The organism is Kribbella sp. NBC_00382 (assembly GCF_036067295.1).
Classification (GTDB): domain Bacteria; phylum Actinomycetota; class Actinomycetes; order Propionibacteriales; family Kribbellaceae; genus Kribbella.
Genome location: NZ_CP107954.1, coordinates 694,161 through 717,713, shown reverse-complemented (window position 1 = coordinate 717,713; position 23,553 = coordinate 694,161). Strand labels below are relative to the sequence as shown.

Annotated in this window: 26 protein-coding genes; 14 read left to right on the top strand and 12 right to left on the bottom strand. The window is 67.4% G+C overall.

Translation table 11 applies throughout. The annotated features are described in order from the left end of the window. Positions 1-19: 19 nt before the first annotated feature. A complete protein-coding gene (locus OHA70_RS03605; RefSeq protein WP_328328470.1) occupies positions 20-805 on the top strand; it encodes a methyltransferase domain-containing protein in 786 nt (261 codons plus the stop codon). Continuing rightward, positions 805-1,152 (top strand): VOC family protein, encoded by a 348-nt coding sequence (locus OHA70_RS03600; protein ID WP_328328468.1) that lies wholly within the window; start codon positions 805-807, stop codon positions 1,150-1,152. Before OHA70_RS03605 ends, OHA70_RS03600 begins: the two co-directional genes overlap by 1 nt. Here OHA70_RS03600 and OHA70_RS03595 read toward each other — a convergent pair whose 3' ends face one another. The 7 genes from OHA70_RS03595 to OHA70_RS03565 form a co-directional block, all read right to left on the bottom strand. Further along, positions 1,153-3,612, bottom strand: coding sequence for an ABC transporter permease (locus OHA70_RS03595; protein WP_328328466.1), 2,460 nt, complete (start codon positions 3,610-3,612; stop codon positions 1,153-1,155). A 3-nt stretch (positions 3,613-3,615) separates the two neighbouring features. Then, entirely contained in the window at positions 3,616-4,395 is a 780-nt protein-coding gene (locus tag OHA70_RS03590; protein ID WP_328328464.1) for an ABC transporter ATP-binding protein, read from the bottom strand. 109 nt (positions 4,396-4,504) lie between these two features. Next, complete coding sequence (locus OHA70_RS03585) at positions 4,505-4,804, bottom strand: hypothetical protein (RefSeq protein ID WP_328328462.1); 300 nt, start codon at positions 4,802-4,804, stop codon at positions 4,505-4,507. Beyond that, the gene (locus OHA70_RS03580) at positions 4,804-5,475 is read right to left on the bottom strand and encodes a response regulator transcription factor (RefSeq protein ID WP_328328460.1); all 672 of its coding nucleotides are present in this window, start codon (positions 5,473-5,475) and stop codon (positions 4,804-4,806) included. The genes OHA70_RS03585 and OHA70_RS03580 overlap by 1 nt, the downstream gene beginning before the upstream one ends. Further along, the gene (locus OHA70_RS03575; protein ID WP_328328458.1) at positions 5,472-6,671 is read right to left on the bottom strand and encodes a sensor histidine kinase; all 1,200 of its coding nucleotides are present in this window, start codon (positions 6,669-6,671) and stop codon (positions 5,472-5,474) included. Before OHA70_RS03575 ends, OHA70_RS03580 begins: the two co-directional genes overlap by 4 nt. 72 nt (positions 6,672-6,743) lie before the next feature. Next, positions 6,744-7,385 (bottom strand): TetR/AcrR family transcriptional regulator, encoded by a 642-nt coding sequence (locus OHA70_RS03570; RefSeq protein WP_328328456.1) that lies wholly within the window; start codon positions 7,383-7,385, stop codon positions 6,744-6,746. A 52-nt stretch (positions 7,386-7,437) separates the two neighbouring features. Then, positions 7,438-8,415, bottom strand: a complete 978-nt coding sequence (locus OHA70_RS03565; RefSeq protein WP_328328453.1) for an acyl-CoA desaturase — start codon at positions 8,413-8,415, stop codon at positions 7,438-7,440. Between the two features lie 409 nt (positions 8,416-8,824). Between OHA70_RS03565 and OHA70_RS03560 the strand changes: the two genes are divergently transcribed. Together OHA70_RS03560 and OHA70_RS03555 are read left to right on the top strand one after the other, a co-directional pair. Next, positions 8,825-9,352 carry a DUF6326 family protein gene (locus tag OHA70_RS03560; RefSeq protein WP_328328451.1) on the top strand — a complete coding sequence of 176 codons (528 nt, stop codon included), beginning with the start codon at positions 8,825-8,827 and terminating at the stop codon, positions 9,350-9,352. 198 nt (positions 9,353-9,550) lie between these two features. After that, a complete protein-coding gene (locus OHA70_RS03555; protein WP_328328449.1) occupies positions 9,551-9,997 on the top strand; it encodes a hypothetical protein in 447 nt (148 codons plus the stop codon). On the opposite strand, the gene OHA70_RS03550 is transcribed toward OHA70_RS03555, so the two are convergent. Further along, positions 9,982-10,416: an NUDIX hydrolase gene (locus OHA70_RS03550; protein WP_328328447.1), complete on the bottom strand. Its 435-nt coding sequence runs from the start codon at positions 10,414-10,416 to the stop codon at positions 9,982-9,984. The two genes, OHA70_RS03555 and OHA70_RS03550, sit on opposite strands and share 16 nt — an antisense overlap. 222 nt (positions 10,417-10,638) lie before the next feature. Between OHA70_RS03550 and OHA70_RS03545 the strand changes: the two genes are divergently transcribed. Next, positions 10,639-11,145, top strand: a complete 507-nt coding sequence (locus OHA70_RS03545) for a DinB family protein (RefSeq protein WP_328328445.1) — start codon at positions 10,639-10,641, stop codon at positions 11,143-11,145. 389 nt (positions 11,146-11,534) lie between these two features. On the opposite strand, the gene OHA70_RS03540 is transcribed toward OHA70_RS03545, so the two are convergent. Beyond that, complete coding sequence (locus OHA70_RS03540) at positions 11,535-11,894, bottom strand: YciI family protein (RefSeq protein WP_328328443.1); 360 nt, start codon at positions 11,892-11,894, stop codon at positions 11,535-11,537. Positions 11,895-12,097: 203 nt separating this feature from the next. On the opposite strand from OHA70_RS03540, the gene OHA70_RS03535 reads away from it, so the two are divergent. The 6 genes from OHA70_RS03535 to OHA70_RS03510 all read left to right on the top strand — a co-directional run bounded on the left by OHA70_RS03535 (position 12,098) and on the right by OHA70_RS03510 (position 17,639). Then, complete coding sequence (locus OHA70_RS03535) at positions 12,098-12,988, top strand: aminoglycoside phosphotransferase family protein (RefSeq protein ID WP_328328441.1); 891 nt, start codon at positions 12,098-12,100, stop codon at positions 12,986-12,988. A gap of 17 nt (positions 12,989-13,005) precedes the next feature. Next, a complete protein-coding gene (locus OHA70_RS03530) occupies positions 13,006-13,647 on the top strand; it encodes a hypothetical protein (protein ID WP_328328439.1) in 642 nt (213 codons plus the stop codon). Between the two features lie 21 nt (positions 13,648-13,668). Continuing rightward, positions 13,669-13,884 carry a hypothetical protein gene (locus OHA70_RS03525; RefSeq protein WP_328328437.1) on the top strand — a complete coding sequence of 72 codons (216 nt, stop codon included), beginning with the start codon at positions 13,669-13,671 and terminating at the stop codon, positions 13,882-13,884. Between the two features lie 10 nt (positions 13,885-13,894). Beyond that, entirely contained in the window at positions 13,895-15,109 is a 1,215-nt protein-coding gene (locus OHA70_RS03520; RefSeq protein ID WP_328328435.1) for a hypothetical protein, read from the top strand. Between the two features lie 86 nt (positions 15,110-15,195). Next, positions 15,196-16,662, top strand: coding sequence for a bifunctional UDP-N-acetylglucosamine diphosphorylase/glucosamine-1-phosphate N-acetyltransferase GlmU (glmU, locus tag OHA70_RS03515; protein ID WP_328328433.1), 1,467 nt, complete (start codon positions 15,196-15,198; stop codon positions 16,660-16,662). Further along, positions 16,659-17,639 carry a ribose-phosphate diphosphokinase gene (locus OHA70_RS03510; RefSeq protein WP_328328431.1) on the top strand — a complete coding sequence of 327 codons (981 nt, stop codon included), beginning with the start codon at positions 16,659-16,661 and terminating at the stop codon, positions 17,637-17,639. Before glmU ends, OHA70_RS03510 begins: the two co-directional genes overlap by 4 nt. Here OHA70_RS03510 and OHA70_RS03505 read toward each other — a convergent pair. Further along, positions 17,636-18,280, bottom strand: a complete 645-nt coding sequence (locus OHA70_RS03505) for a hypothetical protein (RefSeq protein WP_328328430.1) — start codon at positions 18,278-18,280, stop codon at positions 17,636-17,638. The two genes, OHA70_RS03510 and OHA70_RS03505, sit on opposite strands and share 4 nt — an antisense overlap. Before the next feature lie 140 nt (positions 18,281-18,420). Here OHA70_RS03505 and OHA70_RS03500 point away from each other — a divergent pair, with 140 nt between their 5' ends. From OHA70_RS03500 to OHA70_RS03490, 3 genes are read left to right on the top strand one after another with little or no spacing between them, the layout of a single operon-like run. Next, positions 18,421-20,388 (top strand): sensor histidine kinase, encoded by a 1,968-nt coding sequence (locus tag OHA70_RS03500; protein WP_328328427.1) that lies wholly within the window; start codon positions 18,421-18,423, stop codon positions 20,386-20,388. Beyond that, positions 20,376-21,008, top strand: coding sequence for a response regulator transcription factor (locus OHA70_RS03495; protein WP_328328425.1), 633 nt, complete (start codon positions 20,376-20,378; stop codon positions 21,006-21,008). The genes OHA70_RS03500 and OHA70_RS03495 overlap by 13 nt, the downstream gene beginning before the upstream one ends. A gap of 17 nt (positions 21,009-21,025) precedes the next feature. Continuing rightward, complete coding sequence (locus OHA70_RS03490; RefSeq protein ID WP_328328423.1) at positions 21,026-21,790, top strand: NAD(P)-binding domain-containing protein; 765 nt, start codon at positions 21,026-21,028, stop codon at positions 21,788-21,790. Here the strand turns inward: OHA70_RS03490 and OHA70_RS03485 are convergent. Then, complete coding sequence (locus OHA70_RS03485) at positions 21,780-22,442, bottom strand: PhzF family phenazine biosynthesis protein (RefSeq protein ID WP_328328421.1); 663 nt, start codon at positions 22,440-22,442, stop codon at positions 21,780-21,782. The genes OHA70_RS03490 and OHA70_RS03485 overlap by 11 nt on opposite strands. A 10-nt stretch (positions 22,443-22,452) precedes the next feature. Next, positions 22,453-23,316 (bottom strand): cobalamin-binding protein, encoded by an 864-nt coding sequence (locus OHA70_RS03480; protein ID WP_328328419.1) that lies wholly within the window; start codon positions 23,314-23,316, stop codon positions 22,453-22,455. Positions 23,317-23,553: the final 237 nt, after the last annotated feature.

Below are 23,553 nucleotides of genomic sequence, written 5' to 3'. Positions count from 1 at the left end.
CAGGAGAAGGGCTCCCCGCATGCGCACGTCCCCGGTCTGGAACCCCCAGCAATACAACAAGTACGCCGACGAGCGAGGCCGCCCGTTCGCCGACCTGATCGGCCGCGTCCGGGCGGACGAGCCCGCCACGGTGGTCGATCTCGGATGTGGGCCCGGCAATCTGACCGCCACGCTGCTGGATCGGTGGCCGGGTGCGACTGTGCATGGGGTGGACAGCTCGCCGCAGATGATCGAGACGGCTCAGCCGCTGGCCGGCGATCGGCTCACCTTTGAGGTGGGAGATCTGCTGGAGTGGAGTGCTGAGCCCGAGTCGATCGATGTGATCGTCACCAACGCGACTCTGCAGTGGATCCCTGAGCAGCTCGAGTTGCTGCCGGGCTTCGTGCGGGCGCTCAAGCCGGGCGGTTGGCTGGCGATCCAGATTCCGGGCAACGGGAACGCGCCGTCGCATGCCATCCTGCGGGAGCTGGCCGCGACGGATCCGTACGCCGAGTACGCGAAGGACAAGTCGCTTCGGCCGGACGTGCCGGGGCCGGCGGAGTACGTGGCGGCGCTGAGTGCCGAAGGATGCACGGTCGACGCGTGGGAGACGACGTACAGCCATCTGCTGGAAGGCGACAACGCCGTCCTCGAGTGGGTGAAGGGGACAGGGGCCCGGCCCGTCCTGCAGTCGTTGCCTGATGAGCTTCGCGCGCGGTTCGAAGCGGAGTACGGGGCTCGGTTGAACGAGGCTTATCCGCAAAAGGAGTTCGGGACGCTGTTGCCGTTCCGCCGGATCTTCGCAGTTGCCCAGAAGGAGAGCTGATGAGACTCGATCACGTGCAGGTGTCCTGCCCGCCCGGTGGCGAGGAGGTGGCGCGCGCCTTTTATCGCGATGCGCTCGGTATGACTGAGCTGGAGAAGCCGCCGTTGCTGGCGGCGCGGGGCGGATGCTGGTTCAAGGAGGGCGATGCGGAGGTGCACGTCGGCGTGGAAGAGGACTTCAGCCCCGCGTTGAAGGCGCATCCCGCGCTGGCTGTCGACGACCTCGATCAACTGGCTGAAACCCTGCAGAACAAGGGCTATCCGGTCAAGTGGGACAACGAGACGATCCCGGGCCGCCGGCGGTTTCACACCGCCGACGGCCACGGGAACCGGGTCGAGATCGTCTGACTACTCGGTGGCCAGCGCCCCGGCTGGTGCGACCTTCGCGGCGCGCCGGGCCGGGAGGATCGACGCGACCAGACCGGCGACCGCGGCGACCAGCGCGATCGTGATCAGGAGCCGGCCCGGTACGGCGTACGAGATCGGTCCGTCGACCTGGCCGCCCATCAGGGCCGCTGTGCCGGTCCAGCCGTAGACCAACCCGAGGGCGATTCCCAGGCCCGCCGCGACGAGTGCCATCAGCAACGACTCGACCGCGAGCATGCCGCGCAGTTGACGCCTGGTCAGGCCCATCGCCCGGAGCAGGGCGTTCTCACGCGTCCGCTCCAGCACCGAAAGGCTGAGCGTGTTGCCGACGCCGACCAGCGCGATCAGTACCGAGACCCCGAGCAGGCCGACCGCGACGAGCAGCAGGATATCGAACACCTTGGTGTAGAAGCTCCGCTCGGGCAGCCCGCCGGAGATGTTCAGGTTCTTGATCGTCGGCAGCGACTGCTTGAGCTCGTCCATCACCTTCGGGCCGTCGGCCTTCGGGTCGGAGGCCAGCCAGTAGCCGGTCACCGCTGCCTTCGGCGCGAGCTTCTGCAGGTCGGCGGAGGTGACCGTGATCGGGTCGAGCCCCTGCGCCTGGATCACCTTGAAGTTCATCTTCTGCTGCCCCGACACGATGGTGACGATGGCGCCGTTCTCGACGTTCAGCGAGTACAGCGTGTTGCGGTCGACCAGAGCGGTACCGGGCTGGAGTTGGTTGACCAGCGTCGGGTTGTGGATCACCGAGGAGGCGGAGGCCTGGTCGATGCCGGTGATCTCGAGGGTGTTGCCGGCCGACTTCACTGAGGCCGACCGGACCGGTACGACCTGGGTGATGCCCTTGATGCTCTTCAGCTGGTTGGCCGCGGTGGCCGGCAGCTTCTCGTCGTACACCTTCATCGTCACGTCGACCGGGTATTCCTTGTCCATCGTGACATCGAACGTCTTGCGGACCGAGGCGATCCCGACACAGGTCAGGCTGATCAGCGTGACACCGATCAGCAGCGCCGAGGTGGTCGCCGCGGTCCGCCGCGGGTTGCGGACGGCGTTGGCGACGGCGATCCGCGCGGGCACCCCGCCGCTCCGCGCGGGCAACGCGCCCAGCAACCTGACCAGGGCCGGGACCAGCAGCGAGCCGATCGACAGGATCCCGACGAAGGAGATCACGCCGCCGGCGACGCCGATGATCACCTGGTGTGAGCTGGCGCCCAGGGCGAGCAACGCCCCGCCGCCGGCCAGCAGGAGGAAGCCGAAGACCAAGCGCACGATGCCGGCCTTGGACTTCGCGACCGGAGCCGCCTCGGGCCGCAACGCTGCCAGCGGAGCAACCCGAGTCGCTCGCCGAGCCGGTACTACGGCCGCCAGGATCGTCGCGATCGTACCGAGCAGGAGCGGGATGAACACCGACGCGAGGTCGAGGTGCAGGTCGACCGGCGGGAGGCCCCAGTCGAAGGACCGGGCCAGCGTGAGCGCGATGGCGGACAGTGCGACCCCGAAGACCACACCGATGCCAGAGGCAACCAACCCGACCACGGTCGCTTCGGCCAGTACCGAGGAGAACACCTGCTTGCGCGACGCCCCGACGCAGCGCAGCAGCGCCATCTCGCGGGTCCGCTGGGCGATCACGATCGTGAAGGTGTTGCCGATCACCAGGCAGGCGACGAACAGCGCGATGACGGCGAACATGCCGAACACCCCACCGAGGACGTCGATCCCGTGCGTGATGCTGGAGACCTCGTGGTCGATCCAGCCCTCGCCGGTGTAGACCTGGACGCCTTCGTTGACGACGGCGGTGATCGCGCTGCTCAATGCCGCCTGGGTCACGCCGGGGTTGGCAGCGACCTTGAGCTGGTTGATGTAGCCCTGTGGTTCGAAGGTCTTCACCGTCTCGGCCGTGGCGACCGCGTTCCCGCCACCGATCGAGGTGCTGTCGTCGATCAGGCCGACGACCTTCACCGGGTAGGCCTTGCCGTCCCAGGTAGTGAGCTTCAGGTCCTGGCCGACGGAGACCTTGTACTTGTCCGCCAGCTTGGCCGGCAGCGCGATCTCGTTCTTTGCTTCCGGCAACTTCCCGGCCGAGGTGGTCGGGCCGGCGATCTTCGAGGTGTCGTACCGGGCGTCGATACCGAGCGAGTCCGGCCGGACCTGACCGGCCCACTGGACCTGCAGGAACGCCGAGGTGTCGATCACGACCGAGGCGACCTGCGGCAGCTTCTTGACCGCGGCCACGTCGGCCGCCGAGGCCTGTCGACGGTCGGAGTCGACGACCGCGTCGACCCCGGCGTTCTGCTTGCCGATGGTCTCGTCGATGCCGTTGGTGGCCGACGAGTGCGCGGTCATCGCCAGGGTGCCGAACCCGACACCCAGCACGATCGCCAGGCAGGCGGCGACCAGGCGGCCCAGGTGGGCGCGCAGGGAGGAGAGAATGGAGCGTCGCACGGGTCAGGCCCCCAGCTGCCGCAGGGCGCCGAGTACGGACTCCGGGGTCGGGTCGGCCAGCTCGCCGGCAAGCTTGCCGTCGGCAAGCATCACGACGCGGTCGGCGTACGACGCTGCTAGCGGGTCGTGGGTGACCATCACGACGGTCTGGCCGAACTCGCGGACACTCCGGCGCAGGAAGCCCAGGACCTCGGCGCCGGAGCGTGAGTCCAGGTTGCCGGTCGGCTCGTCGGCGAAGACCACCTCGGGCCGGCCGACGAGCGCGCGAGCCACGGCGACGCGCTGCTGCTGACCACCGGACAGCTCCGACGGTCGGTGCGTGAGCCGGTCCTGCAGGCCGAGTACGTCGATCAGCGTGGACATCCACTGCTGGTCGGGCTTGCGGCCGCCTAGCTCCAGCGGGAGCAGGATGTTGTCCTTGGCCGAGAGCATCGGCAGCAGGTTGAAGGACTGGAAGACGAAGCCGATCCGGTCCCGCCGGATCTTCGTCAGCGCGGCGTCCGGGAGCTGGGTCAGCTCGGTCTCGCCGAGCAGTACCTGGCCCGACGTCGGGGTGTCCAGGCCGGCCAGGCAGTGCATCAGGGTCGACTTGCCGGAGCCCGAGGGGCCCATGATCGCGGTGAAGCGTCCCACCCCGAAGTCGACCGAGACGCCGTCGAGCGCGGCGACCGCGGTGTCTCCCTGCCCGTAGACCTTGCGAAGTTCGTGTGCGCGGATGGCGGTCCGGTCAGCTGAGTCCTGCGGTAGACGCCCTGGCGCGAGTTCGCCGGTCTGGATGGTCATCGTTCTCCTCGGAAAAGGCCGGGGGCGAGACGTTCTCACCCACGTTCCAAGAAGTTACTGATTCCGGCCGGTAGAAGAGTCGGACCAGGGAATGGACTCCGCGTACGACCTAGGTCGTACTTTTCCTTGCCCACTCAGTGATTTCGTACGCCGCACTGCCGGGTTGCGCTGGGTCCCCGCTCAACTCGGTCGACGTCCATCGTGGTTCCATCCGTACTTTGACGACGCTGCCGTCTCGCCGGTGGACGTGCAGTCTGGCGATGCCGGGAAAGTCGTACTCGAACTTGGCGAAGGCGACCTCGGACCTCGGGATCCGGTGCCTGACGACGAACCAGTAGCGCAGGGTCAGCTCGTCCTCGGAGAGTTCGTACTGAGGAGGGAACAGACGGCGCAGGAGTGGGCGCGGCATCAGCTGCTCGGTTTGACGATGCCGGTTTCGTAGCCGAGGACGACGAGGGCGACCCGGTCGCGGAGACCGGTCTTGGCGAGGATGCGGCCGATGTGGGTCTTGACCGTTGCCTCGGACAACGTGAAGAGGGTGGCGATCTCGGTGTTCGACAGGCCGCGGGCGACCTCGACCAGTACTTCGCGCTCGCGCGCCGTCAGGTCGCCCAGGTCGGGGCGCTCGGTCTCGCCGTCGGGGAGCGAGCCAGCGAAGTGCTCGAGCAGGCGGCGGGTCGTACTGGGGGAGACGACCGCGTCGCCGGAGTGCACCTGGCGGATCGCGTTCAGCAGATCGGCCGGGGGAGTGTTCTTGAGCAGGAAGCCGGCCGCGCCGGCCTTGATCGCGGCGAACGCGTACTCGTCCAGGTCGAACGTGGTCAGCACGATCACCCTGGGGGCCTCGGGCAACGACTGTAGTTGCCTGGTCGCCTCGACGCCGTCCAGCCGTGGCATCCGGACGTCCATCAGTACGACGTCGCTGCCGGTCACCTGGAGCTTCTCCAGCGCCTCGCCGCCGTCACCGGCCTGACCGACCACCCGCATGTCCGGCTGCGAGTCCACCAGCATGGTGAAGCCGGCGCGGACAAGCTCCTGGTCATCGACCAGAAAGACCCGGATGACGTTGTCGTCGGTCACTGAATTCCTCCGTTGGGCAGGTTGTACGGCAGCTTGGCGATCACCTCGTAACCACCGCCCGCCTTGGGTCCGGCGTTCACCGTACCGCCGGAGATGGACGCGCGTTGCCGCATCCCGACCAGGCCGTGGCCGGGATCGCTGCTCGGCGCGACGCCGGCCCCACGGCCGTCGTCGCTGACCATCACGGTCAGCATCTCGCGCCCGAAGTCGAGATGGACGGACGTGCGCGCTCCCGGCCCGGCGTGTTTCAGCGTGTTGGTCAAACCCTCCTGGACGATCCGGTACGCCGTGAGCCCCAGCAACGCGGGCAGGTCACGAGGGGTACCGGTGACCTCGTAGTCGACGGTCAGGCCGGCCTGGCGCACGTTGTCGATCAGCTCGGGCAGCGACGAGATGCCGGGTTGCGGGCGCGGCTGGTCCGGATCGAGCTCCTGCTGGGCGTCTTGTTTGAGCAGGCCGAGCATCTTGCGCATCTCGTTCAGTGAGGCCCGGCCGGTGTCGCCGATCGTGGCGAGTGCTTTCTTGGCCTGCTCGGGCGACGCGTCCGCGGCGTACAGGCCGCCGTCTGCCTGGACGATCATGATGGAGAGGCCGTGGGCAACGACGTCGTGGATCTCCCGGGCGATCCGGGTGCGCTCGTTCGAGACGGCAAGTTTGGACTCACGGTCGCGGTCTCGCTCTGCCTGGATCGCGCGTTCCTCGAGCTGAGCGACGTACAGGCCTCTGGTACGCCGGCGCTCGCCCATCGCCCAGACGCCGAACACCAGTGCGCCGAGCGCGACCATCATGGTGATCTGCTGGCGCCAGTCGGAGCCGCTCCAGTAGCGCGACGTCGCCATCAGCACGCCGAGTCCGCCGATGCCGAGGGCGATCCGGCTGTACTTCACCTCGCCGTACACGGAGATCGAGTAGAGCGCGACGAGCAGGCCGATGTTGCCGGGCTGCAGCTCGGCGCCGCTGAGCCATTGCAAGACGGCGACCGCGGAGACGGCGAAGAGGACCAGTTCGGGATGGGTGCGGCGCCAGACCAGCGGTGCCAGCATGCCGAAGCCGAGGACGCCCGCGTAGCCCGCCTGGGCCAGCCCGAGCAGTCCGAAGAACAGCGTGAGGGCGCCCGCGAGCAGCAGGTCGAACGCTTTGCTGCGCGGGCTGACCTGTCGCCGGGGCGCCAGGATCCCGGACATGGTCCCCGTCATGGTCGCCAGATTACGGTGAAATCCGGCCCGGCTGGTCATGCTGCGGGCGGATGTCGCCGTACGACCGGGGTCCTATTTGTGCGGCCGGGTGGACAGCGTCGGCTTGGTCTCGAGGCCGGACAGGCCGTTCCAGGCGAGGTTGACCAGGTGGGCTGCGACATCGGTTTTCTTCGGGCGGCGGACGTCGAGCCACCACTGACCGGTCAGTGCGACCATGCCGACCAGCATCTGCGCGTACATCGGGGCGAACTTCGGATCCAGGCCGCGGCGCTTGAACTCCTCGGCCAGGATGTGCTCGACCCGGGTACCGACGTCGCTGAGGATCGAGATGAACGAACCGCTGGACGAGCCGACGGGGGAGTCGCGGACCAGGATCCGGAAGCCGTCGGAGGAGTTCTCGATGTAGTCCAGCAGGGCCAGCGCCGCCTGCTCGACCAGTTCGTGCGCGCGGCCGGCGGTCAGGCTGGCCGTCACGGTGTCGAGCAGTTTGCGCACCTCGCGGTCCACGACCACGGCGTACAGGCCCTCTTTGCCGCCGAAGTGTTCGTACACGACCGGCTTGGAGACCTCGGCGCGGGCCGCGATCTCCTCGACGGAAGTCGCCTCGTAGCCCTTCTCGGCGAACAGGCCACGGGCGATCACGATCAACTGCTCGCGCCGGTCGGCACTGGTCATCCGGACTCGGGTCGTACGGCGCGGCTTGGGGTCGGTCACTTCGGGATCACGTCAGCATCATGCCGCAGATCGGGGTTAGAGGGTGGGAGATTTACGGCTGGGCGGTGACCCTGCGCGCTTCGAGGCGTTCCTTGACCGGCCAGCGGACGTCGCTGACCCAGCGCAGCTTCTCGAAGAACCAGATGGTCCTTGCCGAGGTGTCGAGCTGACCTCTCAGTACGCCGTGCCGCGCGCAGGTCGGGTCGGAGTGGTGCAGGTTGTGCCAGGACTCGCCCTGGCTGAGGATCGCCAGCCACCAGACGTTGCCGGACTTGTCGCGGGACTTGAACGGCCGGTTGCCGATCGTGTGGCAGATCGAGTTGATCGACCAGGTGACATGGTGCAGCAGGGCGATCCGGACCAGGCTGGCCCAGAAGAACGCGGTCAGCGCGCCCTCGATCGACCACGACCACAGACCGCCGATGACGGCTGGTGCGAACAGGCTCGCCAGTACCAGGAACGGGAACATCCGGGAGACCTTGACGATGTCGCGGTCCTTGAGCAGGTCCGGCGCGTACTGCCGCTGCGGGGTCTGCTCGCTGTCGAAGAGCCAGCCGATGTGGGCGTGCCAGAACCCCTTGGTGAGGGCCCTGAGGCTGGTGCCGTACCGCCACGGGCTGTGCGGGTCGCCCTCGCGGTCGGAGAACTTGTGATGCTTGCGATGGTCGGCCACCCAGCGGACCACGGGGCCTTCGATCGCGAGTGAGCCGGCGATCGCCAGCGCGTATTTGAGGGGACGGTTCGGCTTGAACGACTTGTGGGTGAAGTACCGGTGGAAGCCGATCGAGATGCCGTGCCCGGAGATCGTGTAGAAGACGGCCGCGATCACGATGTCGCGCCAGCTGAGAAAGCCGCCCCACGCGATCGGTACCGCCGCAAGCACCGCCAGGAAGGGGATCCCGATGAACAGCGCGAGGGCGATCTGTTCCCAGGGCCCCTTCTGCTCACCGCCGCGCGTCCCGTGGTCGGTGTCGAACTCGCCAGCCTGCCGGGCGCCGGTGGGCGCCTCCGGAGCCGCAACTGGAGTCATGATTTTCCCTCGTGGTGGAGGACGGCTATACCTACGCAACCGTAACCTACGGCGTCGTAGGTAAGGAACCCCTTCGCGTGTCACCTTGCCCACCCATGGCAGACTGTTCCGGCGTACCAGCGATCCCCTGTGGGGTAATCGGCAGCCCGCGAGACTTTGAATCTCGAAGATCTGGATCGAAACCAGGCGGGGGAGCAACGCAGCCCCCAGGTCAGGGGTGACTCTGACCTGGGGGTTTCTTTTCGCACCGACGTACGAGGCACCCACCCGGCCCGCGTGGCGGGCTGGAGCGTTGCGTCGCCCGAACCGCTGGGGCGGCATCGGCCGAAAGTACGAGGGAGGGACCGTGCCATTGGCCAGGTGAACTCCGGCCTCCGGGGCGAGGTGGACGTCGCCGGGCTCGGCGATCGTGGATCTATCGATCCTCACCACGACAACGGAGCCCAGGATGAGAACACGTCGACCCATCGCAACACTGGAAGAGCAGCAGGTCCCGGTGAGAGTCAAGCTCGCGGCAGCGTGGACGAGCTTCATGTTGCTGTACGCCTACGTGGACATTCTCAACTTCTTCACGCCCGGCGTCATCGGAGACATCCTCGACGGCAGGGTGTTCGAGTTCGACCTCTCCCAGACCTTTTCGACCACGGCGCTGACTCTTGTGGCGATCCCGACCCTCATGGTCGTGCTGTCGACGACGCTGCCCGCCCGGGCGAACCGCATCACGAACCTCGTCGTGGCCTCGGTCTACGTCCCCGTCTCGGCATTCAACGTGGTGGGTGAGTCCTGGACATACTTCTACGGCCTTGGCGTCGCACTGGAACTGATCGTTCTCGCCCTCATCCTGCGGTTCGCCTGGACCTGGCCCCGGACCGCGCCGTCGGCGATCCTGACGACCAGCCCGGACCGTGAAACCGTTCGCGCTGCCGATGTGAGGTAATCCAGGTGCCCGTCCGATGGCATGGTGGCTAACCTTCGTCGGGTGCACCTCGACCAGCGCAGTGGCGACCTTGATCCGGAACTCTGGTTTCCCTGCTCCGAGCACGAAGGGGAGCGGGACATCCTGTATCCCTCGGCGGGTAACACCTTTCGCGGTCGGATGCCGGCATGGTGCGAGCACAAACAAGTCAGCTATCGCGTGAGCCTCAGTGATCTGCCTGATGACGCACCTGAGGCCACTCGCCTTTGGGTCCGGGGGTTCCTCGCCGGAGCTGTCCCACGAATCGACGAGGACACCGATCTGGAGACCCGTCAGCTGGAAGTCGACGAGTTTCTGACGACCGGCGTTTGGCAGCGGCCAGTACACGGATCTGATCCGTCCAGTGGCGGCACGAGCGACAGCCCGGCTGTTGAGTCCGTCGTCGAGCCGTTGCCGTTCTACTCCCTGGTGAACACCCGCGGACCGGGCACTCGGGTCGATCCCAGCAAGCCGGTCGCACTCGGCGCTGTCCTCGGACGAGCGCAGGGTCCGAACGGTTGGGAGTATGCGGTCAGCGTCGGCGAAACGAGCTACATGTTCACGCATGACGAACTGGAGCCGATCGGCGTCGTCCTCGACCGGTCGGTCTTCTACGGAGACGCGTAGTACGCGCCCGCAGGCCCGGTTGCGGTCTGGATGGCGTTCAGGAGGGTTGGCAGGCTTTCCGGGTGGGCCATCTTCAGGTCTGCTAGATCACTGGGGCGGTACCAGCGGAGGTCGTCGTGCTCCTCGGGGGCGGCGTTGAAAGGTTCGCCGTCCCAGTGTGTGATGAGGAACGCCTGCACGTCGAGGGTGGGGTCGTTGATCGTCATCGGGACGGGTACGGGGTCGTGGACTTGGACCCCTAGTTCTTCGAGGCATTCACGAGTGACTGCTTGGTGAGGCAACTCGCCTGTCTCGACATGGCCGCCGGCGGAGAAGCTCCAGCTGTCGGGATACCAGCGACGCGATGGGTGGCGATGCACGAGGAGCACGAGACCGTCGCGTACAAGAACGGCGACTGCGATCTGAATCCGGGCGACCATGGCGGCACACTAGGCGGTCCTGCCGACAAAACGACGTGGACCGCCGGCGGTGCGGCGTACGGGCGCATCGGTCTGGCGTAGCGCCGATGTCAGTGGAGTGCAGCGCCGATCGAGAATGATTTGCAGTCGGAGCCTTTGGTCACAGGCACATCGTGACATCAGGAGAGCCGCGACACAGGAAACTGATGGCGGCCGGGTCGACGCGTACGTAAGGTTGCCGGAATGTCGACGTGGAGTACGCCCGAGCGAGTCGTGCCGCCGAACAATCCGGTCGATGAGCGGGCCGCGCTCGAGGACCGGCTCGAATTCCAGCGCACGACATTGCTGCTGAAATGTGGCGGGCTGACGCCGGAGCAACTGGCGCTGCGGTCGGTGCCGCCGTCGATGCTCTCGCTGCTCGGCCTTGTTCGGCACATGTCTGGAGTTGAGGCCTGGTTCCATGAGTACGACGACCAGCCGGACCACCTGTATTTCTGGGACTACGCGCCGGGCTCGACGGGAGGCAGCGCGAAGGTCGACGTCGCGCGTGCCGCCGATGACCTGGCCAGCTATCAGGCGAGTGTCGCTCGGTCACGAGCGGCCGTCGCCGGGCTGAGTCTCGACGAGGTCAGCCCGGGCGACGACTACACGCTGCGGTGGATCTACCTGCACATGATCGAGGAGTACGCCCGCCACAACGGCCACGCGGACTTCCTCCGCGAACGCATCGACGGCGCCACAGGCGAGTAGCGTCGCCGCGCGAGTTCGGGAAGAGGGACCATCGAGGTTATGCAGACGCCGCGCGGTGGATGGTGGACTCGGCTCCGGATGGATGACGAGGATCGCGAGTTCTATCTCCTGCGTTTCCTGCTGGTACTGGTTGCCGGGCCGACCGGGGCGCTGGTCGCCGGGGCAGCGGTGGCATCAGAGGACGGCGACAGGTGGTGGCCCTGGGCGGTTGGGGCGGTCCTGTGGCTCTTTGCGGCCGGGACTGCGACTTTCGTGGTGTGGTTGCGCATGGCAAGCCGCCCGCGAACGCAATCGCGGGATCCCAACTCCTAGAAGGTGACCCCGGGAGCTCGTTCCGTGCATGGCGTGAGAGGCGCGTCAGGATCTTCGTGCGCCGTTGCATCAAGAGTTCACTCGGTGCGGGGTTGGGGTTTGAAGCGGCGGACTTCGTGGGGCCAGCCGCAGCCTTCTGCGACCTTGGCGGCCCACATCTTGGCGGTTTCGTCGTCGGGGACGTTGACGAGGGCGAAGCCGCCTAGGAATTCCTTGGTTTCTACGTACGGGCCGTCGGTCATCACGACTTCGCCGCTGGTGGGGTCGGCGGCGTACACGGGACCGTCTTCCTCCTCCAGGCCGCCGGCGAAGACGTACACACCGGCCGCCTTCATCTCGTTGACGACGGCCATGGCTAGTGGGCCGCGACCGGCGAACCACTCTTCGGTGTGGTCGCCAACCCACTGCTGGTTGAAGTAGATGAGGTACTCCGGCATGTCTGCTCCTTCGGACTCGAGCGGATCAAGTGTCCGCCTCCACCAACGCTACGAACGGCGGCCGGCGGATACGACAGGGCATCGGCAAAAGTTCGAGCGGCAGGCCTTCGCGATGGCGGCTTGGTGGGTGGTCCAGGCCCAGCGGAGGGGATGTTTTGCGAGCCTAGGGTGGGGAGGACGGTGATTGTGAGGGGATGGCGCGGGTGATCGAGGTTCCTGGGGCGTTCGTGCGGGAGACCTGCGCGCGGGAGGGGGAGGCGGGGCGTAGTTGGCTTGATGCGTTGCCGGGGGTGGTTGATGAGGCGTTGGTGCGGTGGGGGCTGACGTTGGCGGGGCGGGCGATGCACGGGGCGGTTGGTGTTGTTGTGCCGGTACGCCGGGTTGGTGGGGAACCTGCTGTTTTGAAGGTCTCGTTTCCTCATCCGGGCAATGTGGCTGAGCCGAAGGCGCTGGCTGCTTGGGCGGGGTGTGGGGCGGTGCGGTTGCTGGAGCATGACGCCGAGGGGTTTGCGATGGTGCTGGAGAAGGCGGGGCGAGGTTCGCTGCGCGAGGTGCCTGATGGCGTCGATCGGATGGTGGTTGCGGGTCGGCTGAATCGGCGGCTGGCGGTGGTTGCGCCGGAGGGAGTTCCCTCGCTGAGGGGTGTTGCTGATGAGTGGGCTACGGAGATCGAGTCGAGGCAGCGGAGGTTGGGGGCGCCGCTGGTGGATCGGGTTGTCGGGCGGGCGGTGGAGAGTTGCCGTGGGCTTGCGGCGTACCAGCCGGATCTGTTGGTGCATGGGGATCTGAACTTCAGCAATGTGCTCCGGGGGAGTCGTGAGCCTTGGCTGGTGATCGATCCGAAGGGGTGGGTGGGTGATCCGGCGTACGACGCTGTGAATCTGCTGCGGGATCGGTGGCACACGATGGTGGATCTGGTGAAGACGTTGTCGTACCAGTTGGCGGTCTTTGCTGAGGCCGCTGAATTGGATCGAGAGCGTGTTGTGCGCTGGGTGCAGGCGTGTGCGGTCAAGGATGCGCTCTGGAGTGTGGAATTCGGTGAGTCGCGCGAACGAGCTGCAGTGAACGAAGCGGTCGCAGGTATCACCGGCTAGCGGACGTATCGTCAGGCATGGCTGGTTGGGAGAGTTTGCAGGTCGATCTCCGGCGGTTGTTCGAGGAGTCGCCGGGCGCGGTGGTGTCGGGCCCTCACCCTGACAGTGAACGGTCTGAGCGGCGGATCCACATCGAGTTGGCTGCCTGGGCAACCGACATCGCGGCGGATCTGGACGCCAAGTACGGGGACCTCGTCGAGCTGAAGGTCGGGGCGATGACCTTTCCGGCTGGAGAGCTGTGGACGGGCGAGGGCTGGTATCAGTCGCCCGGAGCACCGGCTGAATCCGTCCGGCTCGAAGTGAGTGCACTGTCGCCGTTGTCGGTTCGGACCGGCCGGTTCGCGCGTACGGACGTACTGGTGACGAATCGGGCGTCGTACCGGCATGTGCTGTCCACCAACGGCGACCTGTTTTCGGCGGTGATCGACGACTCCGGCAACGTGGTTGGTGCGTATGTCGGCCCACATACCGCCGCGCGTGTGCAGTTCGAGATCGAACCTCAGCAGAGCCGTCCTGTGCCCGTCCTGATCGGTACTGCCTCAATGGCACCCGAGTCGGGGTACGCGGTTCCGCCGGGGCATTGGGGACTGGTCGTCGAGCTCGACACCGCCAACGGGCACCTGCTATCCGCACCCCTGGAGCTCACCATCACGCCCTGACAGCTTGCTACCTTCTGTGGCATGGGTGTTGAGCGGGTTGAGGTTGATGGGGAGTTGTTCGAGGTGCGCGTTGATCCGCCCGGGCACTATCACTTTGACTGGGTTTCTGGGCCTAATGCTGGCTATGGATTCAGCTCGGCGACCTCGGATGGGTCGGCTCTGAGCGCGGCCTTGATGGAGGAGTCGATTCGGTCGTTCCTCGAGCAGGTTGACCCCGCCACCGGCTATATCGAATAACGTTCGGGCGGTGCGTGGGTTGCGAGGGGCGTGGACGCCGGTGGTTGCGGCGTTGGTGGTGGCTGGTGGGTTGTGGTTGGCGATTACGCCGACCGCTAGTACTGCGCGGCTTACCAGTGAGGCGACCCGCGGGGTGACGCTGACGACGATGTGGCCGAGTCGGACCGGGGATGTGGATCCGGGGTTGGCCAATGCGGTGGATGCGAGTTTGGCCCGCCGCGGGATCGCCGTCGAGACCAACAACGAAAAGCTGTTTCTGCAGGATGTCGTACCGGCGCTCAAGCCTCGGCAGACGCAGTTGTTCCGGAATCTCCGGGCTGTGGGGATGAGCGTGGTTTATCGTCGCGCCGAGCCGTGGGAGAACTTGAAAGGACAGCAGGGGACCTTTCGGGTCAGCATGAGGTTCACTCTCCAAGGCAGCAGGCTTGGGCAGGTGGCGACGGATGTGGGCTACAGCTATGCCATCCGCAAAGGGCGGCTGTGGATGACGTCCGATCGCGCGCTCGACCAGGAGATCGGGTCCAACCGCCAGCCGTGGGACTTCGGGCCGATCGCGGTACTACGTAAGCCCAACGTCGTCGTCATCACGAACCAAGGTCAGAGCGCAAAGGCGCAGCGTCTCGCCACCGAGACGATCACCGCGGCGAAGCGGGTCAGAGCCGTCTGGCCGGGACAGCTACAGGTCGTCCCGTACGTCGTTGCGCTGCGCGAGCCGCAAGTACTGACCGAGATCCCGCCGACCCTCCCCGGCGCCGAGCCGGCCCAGGTGCGAGCCATGCTCAGCCCCGCCATCGGCACGATCCAGCCCGCGGGTGGATGGGTCGTACTCCGGCAGACCACCCTGACCCAGGCCCAGATGACACACGCTCTCATGCACCTCTTGCCGGTCAGACTCGGTGACGGAGCGCCCCACTGGCTCGCCGAGGGCATGGCCCAGTACGCCGAACTGCAGGCCCTCCCAAGAGCCGAGCAAGCCGCAAAACGCGCCGAACTCACCAAGGAACAGCTCGCCCAAATCACCCGGCTACCGGACGACAACGAGGCCATCAGCCTCCGGGCCGTGGAGCAGTTGATCGCTAAAGCCGGAGTGAAACGGGTCACGGAGTACTACCGCCAAGTGGCCCGTCGCGGCTACAACGACGCTGCCAGGGACCGTCTGATGCAGGAATACACCGGTTTGACCGAGGAGCAGCTGGTGGAGTCCGTGCGAGGGTCTGCCGGCTGAGCAAGTAGGCTGACCAGGGCACCGTACCGAGTGTCCGTAGACAGCTGTTCCAGCCGAACTTGCCGGGAACTCGAGGAGAAGACCGAGTGACTTCCCACCGTCCTGCCTCCGTCATCATCATGGCCGCCGGGCAGGGGACCCGGATGAAATCCGCCCTCCCCAAGGTGCTGCACGAGATCGGCGGGCGCAGCCTCGTCGGCCACGCGGTCGTCACCGCCCGTGCGCTCGCCCCGGAACACCTCGTGGTCGTGGTCGGTACCGGCCGTGAACTCGTCGAGGCCCACCTGGCCGAGATCGACCCCGGAGTCCGTACCGCCGTCCAGGAGCAGCAGCTGGGCACCGGCGACGCCGTCCGCTCCGGCCTGACCGCAGTACCGGCCGATTTCGACGGCTCCGTCATCGTCACGTCGGGTGACGTCCCGCTGCTCGAGGCGGAGACGCTGAAGGAGCTCGTCGCCGAGCACGAGCGGAGCGGCAACGCGATCACCGTGCTGTCCGCGCGGGTTCCGGACCCGACCGGCTACGGCCGGATCATCCCTGGCGACGACGGCAGCGTGGCGGGCATCGTCGAGCACAAGGACGCGAGCCCCGAGCAGCGCCAGATCGACGAGATCAACGCCGGCATCTACGCGTTCGACGCGGCCACCCTGCGCGACGGGCTGACCCGGATCACCACCGACAACGCTCAGGGCGAGCTGTACCTGACCGACGTACTGGCGATCGCGAAGAGTGACGGCAAGCGGGTCGGCGCGTACGTCACCGAGGACGCGATGCAGACGGAGGGCGTGAACGACCGGGTCCAGCTGGCCACCCTCCGCGCCGAGCTCAACCGCCGTACCCTCGACACCCTGATGCGGGCCGGCGTCACCGTGGTCGACCCGAACACCACCTGGGTCGACTCCACCGTCACCCTCGACCGCGACGTCACCCTGCTGCCGAACACGCAGCTGCACGGCGCCACCACGGTCGCCACCGGTGCCACCATCGGCCCGGACACCACGCTGACCGACATCGAGGTCGGCGAGGGCGCCACCATCATCCGCACGCACGGCTTCGGCGCTGTGATCGGCGCTCAGGCGAGTGTCGGGCCGTTCGCGTACCTCCGCCCCGGCACCACGCTGGGCGTCAAGGGCAAGATCGGCACCTTCGTCGAGACCAAGAACGCGGCCATCGCGGACGGCGCCAAGGTCCCGCACCTCACGTACGCCGGTGACGCGACGATCGGTGAGGGCGCGAACATCGGCGCCGGCACGATCTTCGCCAACTACGACGGCGTCAACAAGTTCCACTCCACGATCGGCAAGTACTCGTTCGTCGGCAGCAACTCGGTGCTGATCGCGCCGGCCGACATCGCCGACGGCGCCTACATCGCGGCGGGCAGCGCGATCGACACACCGGTCGGGCCGGGCGAGATCGCCCTCGCCCGCGTCCGGCAGCGCAACATCAAGGGCTGGGTCGCCCGCAAGCGTGCCGGTACGAAGACCGCGAAGGCTGCGGAAGAGGCGCTCCAGGGTGACACTGGCGAGAAGGACCAACGGGAGGCGCGGCCATGAGTGGAATGAAACGGGCGACCGAGAAGAACCTGATGGTGTTCTCCGGACGGGCCCATCCGGCCCTGGCGGAGCAGGTCGCCGAGGAGCTCGGCTCGGGGCTGGTGCCGACCTCGGCGTATGACTTCGCCAACGGCGAGATCTACGTCCGGTTCGAGGAGTCGGTCCGCGGCTCGGACGCGTTCGTGATCCAGAGCCACACCTCGCCGATCAACGAGTGGATCATGGAGCAGCTGATCATGGTCGACGCGCTGAAGCGGGCGTCGGCCAAGCGGATCACCGTGGTGCTGCCGTTCTACGGGTACGCCCGGCAGGACAAGAAGCACCGCGGCCGGGAGCCGATCTCGGCCCGGCTGATGGCCGACCTGTTCAAGACGGCCGGCGCGAACCGGCTGATCTGCGTCGACCTGCACACCTCGCAGATCCAGGGCTTCTTCGACGGACCCGTCGACCACCTGATGGCGCTGCCGATCCTGACCGACTACGTGCGGGAGAAGTACGGCGAGCAGCAGCTGGCCGTGGTCTCGCCGGACGCCGGCCGGATCAAGGTCGCCGAGCAGTGGTCGGCCCGGCTGAACAACGCGCCGCTGGCCTTCATCCACAAGACCCGCGACATCGACCGGCCGAACGAGACGGTCGCCAACCGGGTCGTCGGTGAGGTCAAGGGCCGGGTCTGCATCCTGGTCGACGACATGATCGACACCGGCGGCACGATCACCAAGGCGGCCGACGCGCTGATGGCCGACGGCGCCGCGGGCGTGGTGATCGCCGCGACCCATGCGATTCTGTCCGGTCCGGCAGTGGACCGGCTGAAGAACTGCCAGGCCACCGAGGTGATCGTCACCAATACGCTGCCCATCCCCGCCGAGCGCGAGTTCGACAAGCTGACCGTGCTGACGATCGCCCCGCTGATCAGCCAAGCCATCCGCGAGGTCTTCGAGGACGGCTCGGTAACCAAGCTCTTCGACGGCCGCGCCTAAAGCTTCTTCCAGGCGTAGTACGCCGTACCGAGGCCGGCGGCGGTCATCGGCAGCGCGGTGATCAGTCCGGCGACCCCGTTGCCGGAGACGACGAACGTCGCCACGATGGTCAGCCAGAGCACCGGGATCCACCGCGGGACGGCAGCTGAGCGCCAGAGCCCGACCGCCTGGATAACGGTGCCCAGGGCAACAAGGAGCGACCCGGAGATCATCACGGCGAAGATGTGCGCCGGATCGTCGTTGACCCGCTCGATCACCGACGGGTCGACGCCGGGCGCGGTGGCGAAGTAGTACGCCGATGCCCAGCCGCCGACGCCCACGGCGTACAGGGCGGTGCCGATCCACATGATGATGCCGCCGACCGTCGCCCAGGCGGCTCCGCGAGCCCGGACGAGCAGGACCGTGAGCAGTGCCTGGGCCGGCACGTTGATGACCAGGTTCGCGGCCAGCCCGACCAGCAGTCCCCACCAGAGTGCGCGGTGCGGCTGGATGTCGGCGTAGGAGTAGGTGTGGCCGCTGCCGGACGGTTCTGGCCAGAGCAGGCCGCCGGGGATCGCGGCCAGCGCAGTAAGCGCCAGGGCGAGGGCGACGTAGCCGACCCGGCGCGGGCTGGTGGTGCGGGTGAGCGTTTCGGTGGACATTTCGGGTACCCCCTGATCGAGAAGTTCTGACCTCCTCAGCGAACCGCCGCGGGGCAGGTGCGCACATCGGAGCGGGCGCGGAGATGGATCTCCGTGCTAACCCGGAGCCGGGGCGGCAGTTCCGGACTTACGCTGACGGCATGCGGTGGCCGCGATGGGCGACGCTCGGCCTCTTCCTGCTCGTCCTGACGATGGCGGCAGGAAGCAGTTGGTTGCTGCTCACTCACGCGGCCGGCGAGCACACGGTCCGGAACTTCGTCTCCCTGGGCAGTGTCTGTACTGCGATCGCCCTGCTCGGCCTGATCATCAGCCGGAAGGTCCCCGGCAACCTGGTCGGCCTGCTGCTGACCTGGGTCGGCGCGATCGCGATGTTCCTCGCCGGCCGAGACGTCTACTACGCCATCGTGGCCACCGACCCCAGCACGCTCCCGCTCGACAGCCGCGTGGTCGCGTTGCTCGACGAGAGTGGCTGGTGGTTGTTCATCGCGGTCGCGCTGCTACTGCTGCACTTCCCCGACGGACTGCTCCCCGGCCGCCGGTGGCGACTGGTCACTGTCCTCCTGGTGGTGCTCGGCTTTGTCCAGCAGGCCTTCGGGGCCCTCGCGACGATCCCCTTCCCGGCTCCGCTCGAGGACCTCGCCAGGCCCTTCGGCCGGCCACCGCGGGTGGTAAGGGTGCTCAGCGAGGTCGTCTTCGGCCTGATGCTTGCGTTGCTGGTCGCCTCGGCGATCTCGCTCTTCGTGCGCTTCCGGCGTTCCACCGGCCGGGTACGAGCGCAGCTGAAGTGGCTCTCACTGGCCGGCCTGGCCGTCGTGATCTACCCGTTCGTCTGCCTCACCGAGATCCTCTTCACCGGCCAGACCGGCGTGATCTCGACGGTTTTCGGCGTCGCAACCCTGATCGCGCTGCCCGCCTCGGTCGCGGTCGCCATGCTCCGCCACGACCTGTACGACGTCGACCGGGTGATCGCCGACACCGTCACGTACGCGATCGTCATGGTCGTTCTCCTCGGTACGTACGCCGTGAGCGCGCTGACCCTGGGACTCTTCCTGGGCAAGGGATCCGCCACCGCCGCCGCGATCGCCACCGCGGCCTGCGCGCTCGTCCTCGCGCCCCTACGAGCACGCCTGCAACGACTGGTCGACCGCCGCCTCTATCCACCCCGCCGCGCCGCTCTGCTGGCGATCGAGGACCTGCAACGCCGGATCCACACCGATCAGGCTCAGCCGGAGGACTTGGAGAAGTCCCTGCAGAGCGCTCTTCGCGACCCCACGCTGAGGGTCGGCCTGCTGGTGCCGGGCGCTTCTGGGTTCATCGACGCGAAGGGCAGCCCGGTCGGTGCCGGTGGCGGCGTACCGGTGATGCTCGGCGGCGTACAGATCGGATTGCTGGAGGGCGCGACCGGTCCTGCCGTACTCCGCGCTGTCGCGACCAGCGCCGCAAGTCTCGTCGAGGTCAGCCGCCTGCGCGCCGAATTGGCCGGAGCACTGCGTGAGGTCGAAGCCAGCCGCACCCGACTGGTCCAGGCTGGAGACGAGGAGCGGCGACGGTTGGAACGCGACCTGCACGATGGCGCCCAGCAGCGGCTCGTCTCGCTCGGAATGGCGATGCGGCTGGCCCAAAGGCATCTCGACGACGGCACGGTCGACGTGAACGGACTACTCGACCAGGGCGTGGCTGAGCTTGCCACTGCGATCGCCGAGCTCCGCCAGATCGCCCACGGACTGCGGCCGACCAGCCTCGACGACGGGTTACATGCCGCGCTCACGGCGATCACGCAGACGTTGCCGATCCCCGTTCAGCTGCACATCGGGCCGGGAGAGTTGCCGGACGACTTGGCGACGACGGCGTACTTCGTGGCGGCGGAGGCGGTCGCCAACGCTGCGAAGTACTCGCGGGCGACGTCGATCGCGGTACGGGTGGCGCAGTCGGCTGATGACGTGAGGATTCGGGTCGAGGACGACGGGTGTGGGGGTGCGATGCTCCGGCCTGGTTCGGGGTTGAGCGGGTTGGTGGATCGCGTCGCGGCGGTCGGCGGGTCGTTGTCGATGAACAGTCCGGCTGGGCTCGGTACGACGATCGAGGCGGTGCTGCCGTGCGGATCGTGATCGGCGAGGACTCGGCGCTGTTCCGCGAGGGACTCGCGCGGCTGCTCGACGATGCCGGGCATCAGGTGGTCGGGCGGGCCGGCGATGCGGTGAGCCTGTTGACGGTGGTCGCGGAGACTGCGCCGGATCTCGCCGTGATCGACATCCGGATGCCGCCGGACCATACGGACGACGGGGCTCGGGCGGCGCGAGAGCTGAGGACTTCGTATCCGTCGCTCGGGATCGTCCTGCTGTCGCAGCACGTCGAGACCCGGCACTCGGTCGAGCTGGTGAGCACTGGCGGCTTCGGCTATCTGCTGAAGGATCGGGTGCTGGACGTCGACCAGTTCCTGGATGCGCTGATTCGCGTCGCCGCGGGTGGTTCGGCGCTGGACCCAGAGGTGGTCGGGCGGCTACTCGGGCGGGCCGATCGCCTTGCTGCGTTGACGCCGCGCGAGAAGGAGGTGCTGGCGCTGATGGCGGAGGGGTGTACGAACGCGGGCGTCGGTCGCCGGTTGTGGCTCAACGAACGCACGGTCGAGACGCATGTCGCGAGCATCATGGGCAAACTCGGGTTGTACTCGAATGCCGAACACAACCGTCGCGTGCTCGCAGTACTGGCATATCTTGGTCAGAACTGACCGAACGGATGTGCTGAATGCGGATCGCTGTCTTCCACCCCGGCGCGATGGGCTCGCAGCTGGCCCGGCAACTGGTTGCCGCAGGCCACGAAGTCCACTGGGTCCCCGCCGGGCGTAGTCAGGCTTCGGTCGAGCGGGCTGAGGCCGCCGGATTGATCGGTACTTCCTTCGCTGACGCGGTGGGGTCGGCTGAGGTCGTGCTCTGTTCCTGTGCGCCGCAAGGGGCGGTCGAGATCGCGCGGGAGGTTGGTGCGGCTGGGTTCGGTGGGATCTACGTCGAGGCCAACCCGCTCTCCCCGAAATCCCTCCAGGAAGCGCAGGATGCACTACCCGCTGCAACCTTTGTGGACGCCGGCGTAGTCGGCCCGCCACCCACCGGCGGCCCGAGCCCCACCCACCTGATGCTCTCCGGCTCCGCCGCCTCGACAGCCGCCGAGCTGTGGGCCGGGACCGCGGTGACGCCGATGGTGGTGGGGGAGACGGTGGGGGCGGCTTCGGCGGCCAAGTCGGCTTATGCGCTGTACAACAAGGGCAAGGCAGCCCTCGCGGTGCTGGCTTTTCAGTTGGCTGAGAAGCATGGGGTGACGGACGCGTTGGTGGCTCAGCAGGTCCGGGGAGATGCGGGGTCGTTGAAGGATCCGGGGCTGCCGGAGACGCTGCGGAGTGTGGCGTGGCGGTGGGGACCGGAGTTCGACGAGCTGGCCGAGACACTCGACGCAGCCGGGCTTGAAGGCGACGCGGCCCGGGCCCTCCGTGAGGTCTGGACGAAGCTCAGTCGATGACGACGCGGCCGCCTACTTCGGCGTACGACGGTGGGCCCGGCTGAGCCAGGACTAGGGAGCCGTTGCCGTGGTGGATGGTTAGGCGGCGGCCCAAGGCGGCGGCTAGGCGCATGGAGGCGGAGCCGCAGGCCTCGTCTTCGGGGATGCCGAAGCGGCGGGCGAAGACGCGGACCCGGACGGTACCGGCCGCCTCGTCTTCCCAGGCCCAGAGTTGCGTGGCGTCCTGTTCGGGAGTGAGGGGGCCGGTGAGTTGGTCGACTGCCTCGGGGGAGTCGAGGCGTTCGTGCCACCAAGGGGGTGCGGAGGCGAGTGGGCCGCGGACCCAGACGTCGTCGCCTTCCTGCCAGGTGGGTACTTCGCCGGCCGGAGGCCGTAGTACGTCGGGTGCCTTGCCCAGCTCGCGAGTGAGTACCCAGGCGGCGCCGACCGATGGGTGGCCGGCGAACGGGAGCTCCATCGCCGGGGTGTAGATCTTGAACTCGGCCCGCTCGAGATCGTCGAAGAAGATCGTCTCGGGGTAGTTCAGCTCGGCCGCAAGCTTCTGCCGATCGGCCGGATCGGGGACCGAGGCGCCGTCGAGCACCACCCCGAGCTTGTTCCCGAAGTTGCCGGCCGGATCCGCGAACACCCGCACCACCTGAACGTCAGTCATACGGATGACGTTATCTGAGGCGGCGCGCCACGGCGGGGTCGACTGGGCCGTCGTGGAGGAGGCCGGCCAGGGCTTCTACGCCGTCGACCAGGCGTGGGCCGGGGCGGGCGAAACAGCCGTTCGCGTCGACGGCCCAGACCGGTACGTCGCTCGGCAGGCTGTTGTTGTCGAGCAGGTCCTGGGTGAGGGCGCTCGCGGCGTCCAGGTCGAAACCGCAGGGGGCGCAGACGATGACCTCGGGGCGGGCCGCTTCGATGGCGGGCCAGGTGGTGCGTACGGAGCGGAGGCCGGCCGTGCCGAGGACGCTGACACCACCGGCGTACTCGATCATCTCCGGGATCCAGTGGCCGGGCGCGAACGGCGGATCGGTCCACTCGAGCACCATCACCCGCGTACTGCCCTGGATGCGGACCTTCGCCAGGCGCTTGCGGAGGTCCTCGACGAAGCGGCCGGCTGGACGACCGATGGCCTTGCCGATCAGCTCGATCGACTCGAACACCTCGTCGAGGTCGTGCGGGTCGGTGGTCACCACGTCGGCCTGGCAGCCGAGGTAGGAGAGTGCCTCCTCGACGTCGTCGATGTCGATCGCGCAGACGGCGCAGAGGTCCTGGGTGATGACGAGGTCGGGGGAGACGTCGCGGAGGGCGTCGCGGTCGAGCTTGTAGAGGTCCTCGCCGGCGGCGACGCGTTCGCGGACGGCGGTGTCGATCTGGAGCGGGGTGAGGCCCTCGGGGAGGTTGGTGGTGGAGACGATCCGGCGGGCTCGCGCCTCGCTCGGGTAGTCGCATTCGAAGGTCACGCCGAGCACGTCGTCGCCGCCACCGAGAGCGAAACAGATCTCGGTGGCCGACGGCAGCAAAGAGACAATCCTCATTTTCACAACCCTACGGCGTAATCGCGCTCAGCCGGGGGTGGTCAGCGGTGGCGGCAGGGGACCGGAAGAAAGTCACCCCCAGAACGGATTTCCTGTCTGGGCTGAGTCGTGGGTAAACTGTTTTGGTTGCCTCGGCGAGGGACGCCCCCCGGACACAGTCGCGCTCACCCGCGAACTGTCGGGAGCGGCTCCGTGATCGACGCGGTGGTTCGTTGCCTGACGCCTGTACGGGAGTCA

Bases quoted from the DNA above. Each gene is read 5' to 3' on its own strand.
- OHA70_RS03500 (WP_328328427.1), top strand. From the start codon at position 18,421: ATGCGGTGGCCGCGATGGGCGACGCTCGGCCTCTTCCTGCTCGTCCTG.
- OHA70_RS03525 (WP_328328437.1), top strand. From the start codon at position 13,669: ATGGGTGTTGAGCGGGTTGAGGTTGATGGGGAGTTGTTCGAGGTGCGC.
- OHA70_RS03490 (WP_328328423.1), top strand. From the start codon at position 21,026: ATGCGGATCGCTGTCTTCCACCCCGGCGCGATGGGCTCGCAGCTGGCC.
- OHA70_RS03505 (WP_328328430.1), bottom strand. From the start codon at position 18,280: ATGTCCACCGAAACGCTCACCCGCACCACCAGCCCGCGCCGGGTCGGC.
- OHA70_RS03565 (WP_328328453.1), bottom strand. From the start codon at position 8,415: ATGACTCCAGTTGCGGCTCCGGAGGCGCCCACCGGCGCCCGGCAGGCT.
- OHA70_RS03545 (WP_328328445.1), top strand. From the start codon at position 10,639: ATGTCGACGTGGAGTACGCCCGAGCGAGTCGTGCCGCCGAACAATCCG.
- OHA70_RS03585 (WP_328328462.1), bottom strand. From the start codon at position 4,804: ATGCCGCGCCCACTCCTGCGCCGTCTGTTCCCTCCTCAGTACGAACTC.
- OHA70_RS03540 (WP_328328443.1), bottom strand. From the start codon at position 11,894: ATGCCGGAGTACCTCATCTACTTCAACCAGCAGTGGGTTGGCGACCAC.
- OHA70_RS03605 (WP_328328470.1), top strand. From the start codon at position 20: ATGCGCACGTCCCCGGTCTGGAACCCCCAGCAATACAACAAGTACGCC.
- OHA70_RS03480 (WP_328328419.1), bottom strand. From the start codon at position 23,316: ATGAGGATTGTCTCTTTGCTGCCGTCGGCCACCGAGATCTGTTTCGCT.
- OHA70_RS03485 (WP_328328421.1), bottom strand. From the start codon at position 22,442: ATGACTGACGTTCAGGTGGTGCGGGTGTTCGCGGATCCGGCCGGCAAC.
- OHA70_RS03600 (WP_328328468.1), top strand. From the start codon at position 805: ATGAGACTCGATCACGTGCAGGTGTCCTGCCCGCCCGGTGGCGAGGAG.
- OHA70_RS03530 (WP_328328439.1), top strand. From the start codon at position 13,006: ATGGCTGGTTGGGAGAGTTTGCAGGTCGATCTCCGGCGGTTGTTCGAG.
- OHA70_RS03510 (WP_328328431.1), top strand. From the start codon at position 16,659: ATGAGTGGAATGAAACGGGCGACCGAGAAGAACCTGATGGTGTTCTCC.
- OHA70_RS03550 (WP_328328447.1), bottom strand. From the start codon at position 10,416: ATGGTCGCCCGGATTCAGATCGCAGTCGCCGTTCTTGTACGCGACGGT.
- OHA70_RS03575 (WP_328328458.1), bottom strand. From the start codon at position 6,671: ATGACGGGGACCATGTCCGGGATCCTGGCGCCCCGGCGACAGGTCAGC.
- OHA70_RS03590 (WP_328328464.1), bottom strand. From the start codon at position 4,395: ATGACCATCCAGACCGGCGAACTCGCGCCAGGGCGTCTACCGCAGGAC.